This window comes from Actinomadura sp. 3N407 (assembly GCF_052245875.1).
Classification (GTDB): domain Bacteria; phylum Actinomycetota; class Actinomycetes; order Streptosporangiales; family Streptosporangiaceae; genus Spirillospora.
The window spans coordinates 303,796-316,323 of the sequence record NZ_JBQQBP010000005.1; the positions used below are offsets into that span (position 1 = coordinate 303,796).

At 68.7% G+C, this 12,528-nt stretch carries 11 protein-coding genes; all 11 read left to right on the forward strand.

All coding sequences use genetic code 11. From position 1 onward, the window contains the following. Window positions 1–406 precede the first annotated feature (406 nt). The 11 genes from ACTWPP_RS14950 to ACTWPP_RS15000 are packed head-to-tail and all read left to right on the forward strand — an operon-like array spanning window position 407 to window position 12,458. Window positions 407–1,522 carry an ABC transporter ATP-binding protein gene (locus ACTWPP_RS14950; protein WP_443104834.1) on the forward strand — a complete coding sequence of 372 codons (1,116 nt, stop codon included), beginning with the start codon at window positions 407–409 and terminating at the stop codon, window positions 1,520–1,522. Then, window positions 1,522–2,373, forward strand: a complete 852-nt coding sequence (locus ACTWPP_RS14955) for an MlaE family ABC transporter permease (RefSeq protein ID WP_443104835.1) — start codon at window positions 1,522–1,524, stop codon at window positions 2,371–2,373. Before ACTWPP_RS14950 ends, ACTWPP_RS14955 begins: the two co-directional genes overlap by 1 nt. After that, window positions 2,373–3,221, forward strand: a complete 849-nt coding sequence (locus tag ACTWPP_RS14960) for an MlaE family ABC transporter permease (protein WP_443104836.1) — start codon at window positions 2,373–2,375, stop codon at window positions 3,219–3,221. Before ACTWPP_RS14955 ends, ACTWPP_RS14960 begins: the two co-directional genes overlap by 1 nt. Window positions 3,222–3,228: 7 nt before the next feature. Further along, window positions 3,229–4,533 carry an MCE family protein gene (locus ACTWPP_RS14965; RefSeq protein ID WP_443104837.1) on the forward strand — a complete coding sequence of 435 codons (1,305 nt, stop codon included), beginning with the start codon at window positions 3,229–3,231 and terminating at the stop codon, window positions 4,531–4,533. Then, complete coding sequence (locus ACTWPP_RS14970; RefSeq protein WP_443104838.1) at window positions 4,530–5,561, forward strand: MCE family protein; 1,032 nt, start codon at window positions 4,530–4,532, stop codon at window positions 5,559–5,561. Before ACTWPP_RS14965 ends, ACTWPP_RS14970 begins: the two co-directional genes overlap by 4 nt. Next, entirely contained in the window at window positions 5,562–6,653 is a 1,092-nt protein-coding gene (locus ACTWPP_RS14975) for an MCE family protein (protein WP_443104839.1), read from the forward strand. Window positions 6,654–6,667: 14 nt separating this feature from the next. Then, window positions 6,668–7,939, forward strand: a complete 1,272-nt coding sequence (locus ACTWPP_RS14980; protein ID WP_443104840.1) for an MCE family protein — start codon at window positions 6,668–6,670, stop codon at window positions 7,937–7,939. Continuing rightward, window positions 7,936–9,261, forward strand: coding sequence for an MCE family protein (locus ACTWPP_RS14985; RefSeq protein ID WP_443104841.1), 1,326 nt, complete (start codon window positions 7,936–7,938; stop codon window positions 9,259–9,261). Before ACTWPP_RS14980 ends, ACTWPP_RS14985 begins: the two co-directional genes overlap by 4 nt. Then, the gene (locus ACTWPP_RS14990) at window positions 9,258–10,772 is read left to right on the forward strand and encodes an MCE family protein (protein WP_443104842.1); all 1,515 of its coding nucleotides are present in this window, start codon (window positions 9,258–9,260) and stop codon (window positions 10,770–10,772) included. The genes ACTWPP_RS14985 and ACTWPP_RS14990 overlap by 4 nt, the downstream gene beginning before the upstream one ends. Window positions 10,773–10,812: 40 nt before the next feature. Further along, complete coding sequence (locus ACTWPP_RS14995; RefSeq protein ID WP_443104843.1) at window positions 10,813–11,280, forward strand: hypothetical protein; 468 nt, start codon at window positions 10,813–10,815, stop codon at window positions 11,278–11,280. Then, window positions 11,277–12,458: a hypothetical protein gene (locus tag ACTWPP_RS15000; RefSeq protein ID WP_443104844.1), complete on the forward strand. Its 1,182-nt coding sequence runs from the start codon at window positions 11,277–11,279 to the stop codon at window positions 12,456–12,458. Before ACTWPP_RS14995 ends, ACTWPP_RS15000 begins: the two co-directional genes overlap by 4 nt. The last annotated feature ends 70 nt before the right edge of the window (window positions 12,459–12,528 follow it).

A 12,528-nucleotide genomic window follows, 5' to 3' on the forward strand; every position in this document is an offset into this window, starting at 1 on the left:
GTGATAAACGCCTGTGGAAAAGCGTGTGCCCGTGCGGGTTGTGCGGTTCTCGGAGCCCGGCGTAGCGTCCCGTCCTGACGCTGTGGCCACACGAGGCCGCCTTGTCCCGGTGGTCGCGACGGAGCCGTCCGGTCACCGGCGAACAGCATGCCCCGTTTGAGGCTCTGGTTCTTGGACCACTAGTCTCATAGGCGCCGTAAGTAACGATTGCCTTACGACGTCGCATTTAGCCGCTGATCTGGGGCGGAACCCCTTCCATTTGGACGGGAGGCCGCTACGGTAGTGGCACCCGTCACGGCTACCGGACGGTAGTAAGAGGGCGGACACGCGGTGTGACGAGAGAAAGAGCCTGAGTGCTACTCGCTCATTGGTTCGGGATTCCCCCGGCCTGGACGAAAGGTGACGAGTGGGCGTCGAGATCAGAGTCGAGGGCCTGACCAAGTCCTTCGGCCGTCAGACCATCTGGCAGGACGTATCGCTGACACTGCCCGCGGGAGAGATCTCCGTTCTCCTGGGCCCCTCCGGCACCGGCAAGTCGGTCTTCCTGAAATCGCTGGTCGGCCTGCTCAAGCCGGACCGCGGCCACATCTGGGTCGGCGACCGTGACCTGCCCTACCTTCCGGAGTCGCAGCTCTACGACACCCGCAAGCTGTTCGGCGTCCTGTTCCAGGACGGCGCCCTCTTCGGGTCGATGAACGTCTACGACAACGTCGCCTTCCCGCTGCGCGAGCACACCAAGAAGTCCGAGTCCGAGGTCAAGCGGATCGTGATGGAGAAGCTCGACCTGGTCGGGCTGCTCGGCGCCGAGAAGAAGCTGCCCGGGGAGATCTCCGGCGGGATGAAGAAGCGCGCCGGTCTGGCCCGCGCACTCGTCCTCAACCCCGAGATCCTCCTCGTCGACGAGCCGGACTCCGGCCTGGACCCGGTCCGCACGTCCTACCTGAACCAGACGATCGTCGACCTGAACGCCGAGATCGGCGCGACGTTCCTGATCGTCACCCACGACATCAACACCGCCCGGACCGTTCCGGACAACATCGGCCTGCTGTTCCGCCGCGAGCTGGTGATGTTCGGCCCGCGCGAGATGCTGCTGTCCAGCGAGGAGCCGGTCGTCCGGCAGTTCCTCAACGCGCGCAAGATCGGCCCCATCGGCATGTCGGAGGAGAAGGACGTCTCCGAGCTGGAGGCCGAGGCCAAGCAGGGCCACGACCCCGGCCATCTGCCGCCGATCCCGCCGCAGCTGATGACCAGCGACGGCAGGATCCGCCCCGGGCAGCACGCCCCCGGCGCCTGGTGCGCCGCGCACGGCGTCACCCCGCCGCCCGGCTCGTTCATCGACGACCTGGGCCGCAACTGGGTCGAGGAGTGGCCGCGGTACGTGGCGTCGATGGCGCCCGCCGGCGGCCCCCCGCCCGGCCCGCCCGGTGGCATGCCCCCCGGCGGGATGCCGCCCGGCGGCCCCGGCGGTCACTTCCCGGGTAACCCGCCGCCTGGACAGCAAGGGGCGGGTGCAGGGTACTGATGTCCACTCCTGGTATCGGCGCGGACCAGGGAGGGAAGGGGAAGGGCGGCGGCTCTTCCGCGACGCTCCGGAAGATCGGGGACGGCGCCGCGAACGTCGCGATCCGGGAACCCGGCCGGTTCTTCGCCCTGTGCCTGGACACGTTCCGCGCGATGTTCAAGTGGCCGTTCCAGTGGCGCGAGTTCATCCAGCAGGCCTGGTTCATCGTCAGCGTCACCGTCGTCCCCACCATGCTGGTCGCCATCCCGTTCGGCGGCATCCTGTCGCTGCAGGTCGGCGGGCTCATCCGGCAGTTCGGCGCGCAGTCCTTCACCGGTGCGACCGCGGTCGCCGCGATCGTCCGGGAGGCCAGCCCGCTGGTCACCTCGCTGCTCGTGGCGGGCGCCGCCGGCTCGGCGATGTGCGCCGACATCGGCTCCCGCAAGATCCGCGAGGAGATCGACGCCATGGAGGTGCTGGGCATCAACCCGCTGCACCGCCTCGTCGTGCCGCGGATGCTCGCCTGCGCCTTCGTCGCGCTGTTCCTGAACGGGCTGGTCTCGGTGGTCGGCCTGATGGGCGGCTACTTCTTCAACGTCATGCTGCAGGACGGCACCCCCGGCGCCTACCTGGCGTCCTTCAACGCGATCGCGCAGCTGCCCGACCTGCTGCAGGCCGAGTTCAAGGCGTTCGTGTTCGGCATCACCGCCGGCCTGGTCGCCGCCTACAAGGGCCTGAACGCCAAGGGCGGCCCGAAGGGCGTCGGTGACGCGGTCAACCAGACCGTCGTCATCACCTTCATGCTGCTCTTCCTGGAGAACTTCCTGATCTCCGCGCTGTACTTCCAGTTCGTCCCGTCGAAGGGGATGTGATGGCGGCCCCGGGAAAGACGGGAAAGGCCGTCACGCGGGCGGTGAACGCCCCCCTGCAGCGGCTGGACGACTTCGGGCACCAGATGTCGTTCTACGCCCGCGCGTTCGCGTGGACGTTCCGGGTGCTGCGCCGGTACCGCACGGAGGTGCTGCGGCTGCTGGCCGAGGTGAGCCTCGGCACCGGCGGCCTCGCCGTGATCGGCGGCTCGGTGGTGATCGTCGGCTTCATGACGTTCTTCACCGGCAGCCAGGTCGGGCTGCAGGGCTACGAGTCGCTGAACCAGATCGGCACGGCCGCGTTCACCGGGTTCATCGCGTCCTACTTCAACACCCGTGAGATCGCGCCGCTGGTGTCGGCGCTGGCGCTGTCGGCGACGGTCGGCTGCGGATTCACCGCCCAGCTCGGCGCGATGCGGATCTCCGACGAGATCGACGCGCTGGAGGTCATGGCCGTCCCGTCGATGCCTTTCCTGGTCACGACCCGGATGCTGGCCGGGATGATCGCGGTCGTCCCGCTGTACATCGTGGGCCTGCTCGCCTCCTACGGCGCGACGCGGGTGATCGTGACCGTGCTCTACGGGCAGTCGACCGGCACCTACGACCACTATTTCCATCTGTTCCTACCACCGAACGACATCTTGTGGTCGTTCGGCAAAGTGATCATATTCTCGGTGCTGGTGATGCTGATCCACTGCTACTACGGCTACCACGCGAGCGGCGGCCCGGCGGGTGTCGGCATCGCGGTGGGCCGCGCCGTGCGCACCAGCATCGTCGTGATCAACGTGGCGGACCTGATGCTCGGCATGGCGATCTGGGGCACGGACACGACCGTGCGGATCGCGGGGTGAGGGCGCCATGACAGAGCGTATTCGGTTCCGGTTGCTCGGGGTGGCGATGCTCCTGGTGATCGCCCTCCTGCTGGCTCTCACCGTGGCGTTCTTCAACAAGGCGTTCACCCCGGTGATCGAGGTGACGGTGAAGACCGAGCGCGCCGGGCTGCAACTGCTGTCGCACTCGGACGTGAAGGTGCGCGGACTGATCGTCGGGGAGGTGCGCGGCACCGACGCCACGGCGCAGGGCGCGACGCTGCACCTGGCGCTCGACCCGGACAAGGCGAAGCTGATCCCGCGGAACGTGCAGGCGCGGCTGCTGCCGAAGACGCTGTTCGGCGAGAAGTACGTGGAGCTGCACATCCCGGCGCCGGGCGCCCCGGTGGGGCTCGCCGAGGGGGCCGTGATCCAGCAGGACCGCTCGCGCGCCGCCGTCGAGATCAACAAGGTGCTGAACGACCTGCTGCCGCTGCTGCAGGCGGTGAAGCCGGCGGAGCTGAACGCTACGCTGAACGCCCTCGCCACGGCGCTGCAGGGCCGCGGCGACCAGATCGGGCGGAACTTCGAGCAGGCGGACGAGCTGCTGCGGAAGATCAACCCGCAGCTCGGCACGCTGGTGCACGACCTGCACGGCCTCGCCGACGTGTCCGACATCTACAACGCCGCGGCCCCGGACCTGCTGCAGACGCTGCGGAACCTCAACGTGACGAGCCGGACGATCAGCGACAAGACGGCGACGATCGAGCGGCTGATCCCGGCGACGACCGCGCTGGCGCAGGACGGCGACGTGTTCATGCGGCACAACGGGCCGAAGATCATCGGCTTCAACATCGCGAACCGCGACGTGCTGAGCGTGGTCGCCCGGTACTCGCCGTCGATCCCCTGTGTCCTCGCCGGCCTGATGAAGATCGCGCCGGAGGCCGAGCGGGTGGCCGGCGGGAACGGGTCCAAGACCTTCAACCTGACGGTCGAGATCGTCAAGCCGCGGCCGGGCTACAAGAATCCGCTGGACCTGCCGGAAGTGAAGGACCAGCGCAACCCGCGCTGCTACAACCTGCCGAACCCGAAGATCCCGTTCCCGGACTACCTGGCGCTCGACGGCACGCAGGACGACCTGTGGTGGAAGGACCCCGATCCCGCCAACGCCGGCGGCAGCCGCGGCCGGGCGATGTCGAACGTCTTCGTCGACACGGGCTCGATGAGCGAGAAGGACAAGATCAAGAATGTCGTCGGGCCGATGACGCGGACCCCCGCCGACCAGGTCTCCGACGTGTCGGCGCTGATGTTCGGCCCGCTGCTGGGCGACGGATCGGTGGTGACGATCAAGTGAAGACGACGAGTGCGGCGATCAAGCTGCTGACCTTCGTGGTCATCACCTCGGTGGCCACCGGTGTGCTGGCGATGACGATCGCGAACGTGCGCTTCCGGCCCACCGACAGCTACAAGGCGATCTTCTCGGACGTGACCGGGCTGCTGGAGAACGACGACGTCCGCGTCGCCGGCGTCCGCGTCGGCCAGATCGAGGACATCAAGCTGTACAAGGGGCACCAGGCCGAGGTGACGTTCAGCGTCGAGGAGGGCGGCGCCTTCAAGGCGGGGCTGCCGTCGTCCACACAGGCGCACATCCGGTACCGCAACCTGATGGGCCAGCGGTACCTCGCGCTCACCGACGGCGCCGGCCAGGTCAACGGCTACCTCGACCCCGGCGACACCATCCCGATCGCGCAGACCAAGCCCGCGCTCGACCTGACGACGCTGTTCAACGGCTTCCGGCCGCTGTTCCGGGCATTGGAGCCCAAGGACGTCAAGACGCTCTCGATGCAGATCATCAAGGTGCTGCAGGGCGAGGGCGGGACGATCAACAGCCTGCTCGCGCACGTCGCGTCGCTGACCAACACGCTCGCCGACCGGGACAAGGTCATCGGCCGGGTGATCGAGAACCTGAACCTCGTCCTCGGCACCGTCGACGAGCGGCACGACGAGGTCAACCGGCTCATCCTGGACCTGCGCGGGTTCGTCAGCGGGGTGGCCGCCGACCGCAAGGCGATCTTCGACTCGGTCGCGGCGATCAACGACCTGACCGGCACCACGCAGGACCTGCTCGCCGACGCCCGCCCCGGCCTCAAGAACGACATCGCCGGGCTGCGCAAGCTCACCGGGACGCTCGACGCGAACAAGGGCGCCCTCGACAAGGGCCTGCAGCGGTCGCCGAAGCGGCTGGAGGGGCTCGTGAACATCTCCTCCTACGGGTCCTGGTTCAACATGTACATCTGCGGCTTCGACGCGCGGGTGCGACTGCCGGGCGGACCGGTCTACCAGACACCGGCGATCGTGAACGAGAACGCGAGGTGCAAGTAGATGAGGGTCTCGTTCCGGGAGCGCAACCCGGTCCCCATCGGCCTCGCCGGCTTCGCGATCATCATCGTGCTGGTGGTGCTGGCGATGAACCTGGAGCGCATCCCGCTCGTCTCCGGCGGCACCACCCGCACCGCCTCGTTCAAGGAGGCGGCGGGGCTGAAGGCCGACGAGGAGGTCCGCATCGCGGGCGTCAAGGTCGGCAAGGTCACCGACCTGGAGCTGGACGGCGACCACGTCAAGGTCACGTTCCGGGTGGACGACGGGGTGGAGCTCGGCGACCGCACCGAGGCCAGCATCAAGATCAAAACGGTGCTGGGCGCGCACTACCTGGAGCTCATCCCCCGCGGGAAGGGCAAGCTCGGCCGCACCATCCCGGTCGAGCGGACCCACGTCCCGTTCGAGGTCGTCCCGGCGATCAGTGAGCTGAGCCGGCGGGTCGGCGCGATCGACGTCAAGCAACTGGCCAAGTCGTTCGACGTGCTGTCGGACACGTTCGAGAACTCCCCCGAGGAGATCCGCGCGTCGCTGCAGGGCCTGCGGCGGCTGTCGGACACCATCGCGTCCCGTGACGAGGAGCTCCACGAGCTGGCGGGCAAGGCCAAGGACGTGTCGGAGCTGCTCGCGGACCGCAACCAGGACTTCGCCAAGCTCGTCCAGGACGGCGACCGGGTGCTGCAGGCCGTGCAGGCGCGGCGCCAGGTCATCCACCAGCTGCTGATCCGGACCGTGACCCTGTCCCAGCAGGTGAACGCACTGATCAAGGAGAACGAGAAGCAGCTCCAGCCGATGCTGGACAACCTGGCGAAGGTCAACAAGGTCCTGCTGAAGAACCAGCAGAACCTGGACCGGATCCTCGAGCTGTTCGCGCCGTTCGCCCGGCAGTTCGCCGACGTCACCGGCACCGGACGCTGGTTCGACTCCTGGATCCAGAACCTCATCCCGATCCCCGCCTCGATCGAGGAGGCCCCGACCGCCGGCGGGAACACGACCAAGAAGCAGGGCGGCCAGTCCGGCAACGGCACCGGTGACGGGTCGTCCGGCGGCGGCCAGACCGGTGTCACAGGCGACAACCCGTTGCCGTTCCTCCCGTGAGCAGGCAGGTTCCAGTGCGCAATTCCGCATCCATCCTTCGCCTCGGCGGCGTGATCCTCGCCGTCGCGGTGCTGGCTGCCGCGCTCCTGCTGATCCTCCAGGAGCCGAAGCAGCGCCACATGACGGCGTACTTCACCAAGACCGTCGGCCTGTACGAGGGCGCCGACGTCCGCATCCTCGGCATCCCGGTCGGCCGGGTCACGAAGGTCGACCCGGTGGGCGACTCGGTGAAGGTCGAGCTGAAGTACGACGCCAAGTACAAGGTGCCCGCCAACGCGCAGGCGGTCATCATCAACCAGACGCTCGTCGCCGACCGCTACATCCAGCTCACCCCCGTCTACAAGGGCGGCGCGGTCCTGGCCGACGGCGCGACGCTGACCACGAGCCGCACCGCGGTGCCCGTCGAGGTCGACCAGATCGGCGGCAGCCTGAACGACCTCAGCAAGGCCCTCGGCCCGGAGGGCGCCAACGCGCCGGGCGAGGACGGCACCGGGTCGCTGTCGCGGCTGCTGAACGTCGGCGCCGCGAACCTGGAGGGACAGGGCGACGACATCCGGGCGACGATCGAGGACACGTCCAAGGCGCTCAGCACCCTCAGCACCGACCGCGGTGACGTCGCCGAGACGATCAAGAACCTGCGGATCATCACCGACGCGATGAAGGCGAACGACCAGCAGATCAAGTCGTTCAACGGGCACCTCAACCAGGTGTCGGCGCAGCTCGCGGGGGAGAAGGAGGAGCTGAGCGCGGCCCTCAACACCCTCGCCCCGACGCTGCGGAACGTGCAGCGGTTCGTCAAGGACAACCGCAGCGAGCTCGCCGCGAACGTCCGGCAGCTCGCGCAGATCACCGGCGTGCTGGTGAAGGAGAAGGACGCGCTGGCCGAGATCCTCACGGCCGGCCCGCTGGCCATCAACAACCTGGCCCGCGCGTACGACCCGATCAGCGGCACCATCCACACCCGCAACAACTTCCGCCAGTTCCACGACCTGGCCGACTGGGTCTGCTCGCTGGCCTACTCGGTCGGGACGCCCGCCAAGGAATGCCTCGACTTCGTCACGCCGTACAACGGCATCGGCAAGGCGCTGACGGGCCTGCACCTGGACCTGTCCTGGATCACAGCGCTGACCACGCACTACGACCCGGAGCCGATCCCGCCGGACGCCTACGGTCCGCAGGGCCCGCCCAAGTCGGCGAAGTCCGACAAGGGCAACCGGAGCAACGCCGCTGCGCCGCAGAGCGAGCCGAGGGACGTCACCGCGCTGCTGCCTGGAGGTGGCCGATGAGCAAGACACGGCGTGTGCGCCGGGCGGGACGTCTCGCCGGCCGCCGCGCACGGCTGTTCGCCGTCACCGCGGTCGCGGGCGTGACGGCACTGTCGGGATGCTCCTTCAACGGCGTCGCGTCGCTGCCGCTGCCCGGCGGCCCGGACCTCGGCTCGAACCCGAAGACCGTGAAGATCGAGTTCTCGAACGTGCTGGACCTCGTCCCGCAGTCGACGGTCAAGGTCAACGACGTCTCGGTCGGCCGGGTCGAGGAGATCGAGCTGGCCGGCGGGCCGGGCGGGCAGCGCGGCTGGCATGCCGTCGTCACCGTCAAGGTGCGCGGCGACGTCGAGCTCCCCGACAACTCCGTCGCCACGATCGGCCAGACCAGCCTCCTCGGCGAGAAGTTCGTCCAGATCGACCCGCCGAAGAACGAGCCCCCGTCCGGGGAGCTCGGCGAGGGCGACCTGATCCCGCTGAACCGCACGACCCACGGCACCGAGATCGAAGAGGTGCTGTCGGCGATGTCGCTGCTGCTGAACGGCGGCGGGCTGGAGCAGATCTCCACGATCAGCCACGAGCTGCAGGCCACGATGGGCGGCCGCGAGTCCACGATCAAGTCGGTGCTGCACCGGGTCGACACCTTCGCCGGGACGCTGGACCGCAACCGCGCCGCGATCACCCGGGCGCTGGACAGCATCGACCGCCTCAGCGGCAAGCTCGCGGACGAGCGCAAGACGATCAGGGACACCATCGACGAGACCGGCCCGGCGATCGCCGTTCTCGAACGCAACCGCGCCGACCTCACCAAGATGCTGGTCGCGCTGAACAAGCTCAGCCGCACCACCACCTACGTGATCGACCAGTCGAAGGCGGACCTGCTCGCCAACCTGCAGGATCTCGACAAGATCCTGCGGAACCTCAACAAGGCCGGATCCGACCTGCCGAAGTCGCTGGAAACGCTGATCACGTTCCCGTTCCCCGCCACGTTCCAGAACGTCATCGAGGGCGACTACGGCAACGTCCACCTGACCCTCGACCTGGACTTCGAGTCCATCGCGCACAACCTGCTCGGCGGCACCGACCTTGAGGGGCTGCTCGGCAGCGGCAAGGAGATGCGCGGCATGCTCCAGGTGCCGAACGTGACGCTGCCCGACACCCCGCTGGGCGTGCTGCCGCAGGCACCGGGCGGCAACGGCTCCGGTGGGCTGCCAGGGCTGCCCGGCGGTTCCGGCGGGCCCGGGACGAACCAGCAGGGAAACCAGCAGGGACGTCCGGGCGCGCTCGGCCCGCAGTCCGGTGACGGCGGTCTGCGGACCCTGATGACGGGGGGCCTCTCGTGATCCTCAAGCGCGGCATCATCTTCCAGCTGCTGGCGTTCGCGGTGATCACCGTCGTCGGCGTGACGATCGTGTCGGTCAACTACATCGGGATCGGCCGCGACCTGCTCGGCCAGGAGTACGTCGCCTATGTCGACCTCACCGACTCCGGGGGCGTTTTCACCAACGCCGAGGTCACCTACCGGGGCGTCCCGGTCGGACGCGTCGGGCCCATCGAGCTGACCAAGGACGGCATCCGCGTCAAGCTGGAACTCGAACGCGGCGAGCGGATCCCCCGCGAGGGCACGGAAGCCATCGTGGCGAACCGGTCGGCGGTCGGCGAGCAGTACATCGACCTGGTGCCCCACCGAAAGGGCGGGCCGTACCTGGACGAGGACGAGCCGTACACGATTCCGCGGTCGCGCACCAAGCTGCCGGTCTCCACCGCCGAGCTGTTGCGCAACGTCGACTCGCTCGTCGGATCGGTGAACACCAAGGACCTCGGTGTCATCGTGGACGAGCTGAACAAGGCGTTCTCCGGCTCCGCCGAGGACCTGCAGTCGATCCTGGACGACACCGACCGGCTGCTGAAGACGGCCGAGCAGGCCTACCCCGACACCAAGCGGCTGCTGGACAACAGCGTGACCGTCCTGGACACCCAGCGCGGGCAGGGCGCCAACATCCGGGGCTTCGCACGGAACCTGAACGAGCTGAGCACCTCGCTCCGCAACGACGACCCGGCGCTGCGCCGCACCATCGACAGCGTGCCAGGCGCGGTGGACGAGACGCACAAGGCCATCAACCAGCTCGCGCCGACGCTGCCCGTCTTCCTGGCGAACCTCACCACCACCGGCCAGATCATCTCGTCGCGTAAGGCGGGCCTGCGTTCGCTGTTCATCCTTTACCCGGTGACGGTCGCGGGCGCGTTCACCGTGACGCCCGGCGACGGAACCCAGCACCTGGGTCTCGCGTTCAACATCGACGCGCCGCCCCCGTGCACCGAGGGCTACGAGAAGGTGGAGCGCCGCTGGCCGCAGGACACGTCCAAGAAGAAGCCGCGCCTGGACGCCGGCTGCAAGGCGCCGAAGGACGCGCCCACCGCCGTCCGCGGCCCGCGCAACTTCCCGAGCGACGGCATCGCGCCGTACCCGCAGGTCCCGCCGGGCGCGACCGCGGGCGCCGGGTTCCCGGAGGGCGGCGCGTACGCGAACGACGGCGACGGCGACGACGGCGACGGCGACGACGGCGACGGCGACGGCGACGACGGTGATGGGGGCAAGCCGGAGGCCAAGAGCGACGGCAAGACCTCGGGCAAGACGCAGGCCGCACCCGCCCCCACCGCGCAGCTGACGAACGACCGGCTGTACCTGTCGTATCCGGCCAATTCAGTCGATTTCGCTGGATACGATCCAACGACCGGTGCGGTCTACGGACCCGACGGCAAGCGCTACGTCATGCCGCGCAGCGCCGGTTCCCGTGAGTTGGGGGAGGAGAACTCGTGGAAGTGGCTCCTGCTGGGACCGCTGAGCCAGTGATTTCGGGAGGGCGGATCTGATGCGGCGCCGGCTGCCTCTGATGAGCGTGATCGTGCTGGGCGTCGTCGTGGCCGGCCTCGCCGTCGCGGCCGGCTGGCTCGGCGTGATCAGCCTCCAGAACAAGGGTGAGGCCGACCAGAAGGCGAAGGCGATCCAGTCGGCGCGGCAGATGGGCGTCAACCTGATGTCGCTGAACGCCGAGACCGCCCAGCGCGACCTGGACCGCATCGTGGCCGGCACCACCGGTGAGCTGAAGAACAAGCTGGCGTCCCAGTCGAAGGTCTTCATGGACCAGGTCACCAAGGCGAAGGCGAAGTCGACGGTCAGTGACGTCGAGGCCGCGCTGGTGTCCATCGACGACGACTCCGCCGAGGTGATGGTCTCCCTGAACGGGACCGTCACCAACGAGAAGGTGAAGAACGGCACGCCGCAGGCGTACCGCTACCAGATGGACCTCACGCGGGTCGACGACCGCTGGCTCGTGTCCGGACTGGAGGTTGTCCCGTGACGATGCTCGGCCGGGGCAAGCGCTCCCCGAAGGACAAGGACGCCGACAAGAAGCCGGCGAAGGGCAAGAAGAAGCCGGCGACGAAGGCGGACGAGGCCGCCGAGCAGGCCGCCGAGGCGGCCGAGCGCGCGGCCAGGGCCGAGGAGCGGGCCGCGAAGGCCGAGGAGGCCGCCGAGGCCGCCCGGCTGGCGGAGGAGGCCGCCGCCAAGGCCAAGGAGGCCGCGCGGCTCGCGCAGATCGCGGCGGACGAGGCCGCCGTCGAGGACGAACAGACCGAAGAGGACCCCGAGGAAGACGTCAAGTCACTGGAGAAGCCCCGGGGAGGCCGGAAGGCCTCCGAAGGTGCGTCCGAGGGTGATGACGCGGCAGAGGGCGACTCAGGCGCTCATGAGGCGACCTCCGCCGACGTGGAGGCCACCGAGGACACCGACGAGTCCGACGACGCCGACGAGTCCGACGATGCCGACGAGTCCGACGACGCGGACGGCGCCGACGAGTCGGACGAGGCGGACGGCGCCGACGAGGCCGCGAAGGCCGAAGCCGAGGACGAAGGCGACGAGGACGAAGGCGACGAAGACGACGCTGCCGACGAGGACGACGAGCCCGCGAAGTCCAAGGGCCCGAACCTCAAGAAGACCGCCGGGCGCGCGAAGGCGGACGGGGACGACGGCGAGCCCCGCCGCCGGTTCCGTGCGGGCGGGCTTTCGACGGTCATCGCCGTCCTGGCCGTCCTGACGATCGCGCTCGCCGCCGGCACGACGATGCTCGCCATGAAGGTCGGTGAGCAGAGGGCGACCGAGGCGGCGGCCAAGGAGGCTTCGATGGCCTCGTCCCGCGCGGCCCAGAAGCTGTCGTCGTACGACTACCAGACGCTCGACTCCGACCTGAAGGCCGCGTCCGCCACGACGACGGGCAAGCTGCACACCCAGTACGAGAAGCTCGCCCAGCAGCTCAAGACCGTCGCCATGCAGCAGCAGGCCGTCTCCACCACGACGGTGATGAAGGTCGGCGTGGTGAGCGCGACGCCCGACAAGGTCGTGACGCTCGTCTACGCCAACCGTTCGTCGGTCACCAAGGACGACAAGGAGCAGCGGCTCCCCGAACCGCTGCGCATCAAGATGACGATGGTCGAGGACGACGGCAAATGGCTCGCGTCCGAACTCACCGTGATCTCCTGACGCGCGGACCATCCGCGACACCGAAACGATCGAGCGGCCACCCCACCTGGAGGTGGCCGCTCGACGGCGT

Excerpts from the sequence above, each read along its gene's own strand:
- ACTWPP_RS14975 (WP_443104839.1), top strand. The coding sequence starts at position 5,562 with ATGAGGGTCTCGTTCCGGGAGCGCAACCCGGTCCCCATCGGCCTCGCC.
- ACTWPP_RS14960 (WP_443104836.1), top strand. The coding sequence starts at position 2,373 with ATGGCGGCCCCGGGAAAGACGGGAAAGGCCGTCACGCGGGCGGTGAAC.
- ACTWPP_RS14965 (WP_443104837.1), top strand. The coding sequence starts at position 3,229 with ATGACAGAGCGTATTCGGTTCCGGTTGCTCGGGGTGGCGATGCTCCTG.
- ACTWPP_RS14985 (WP_443104841.1), top strand. The coding sequence starts at position 7,936 with ATGAGCAAGACACGGCGTGTGCGCCGGGCGGGACGTCTCGCCGGCCGC.
- ACTWPP_RS14995 (WP_443104843.1), top strand. The coding sequence starts at position 10,813 with ATGAGCGTGATCGTGCTGGGCGTCGTCGTGGCCGGCCTCGCCGTCGCG.
- ACTWPP_RS14955 (WP_443104835.1), top strand. The coding sequence starts at position 1,522 with ATGTCCACTCCTGGTATCGGCGCGGACCAGGGAGGGAAGGGGAAGGGC.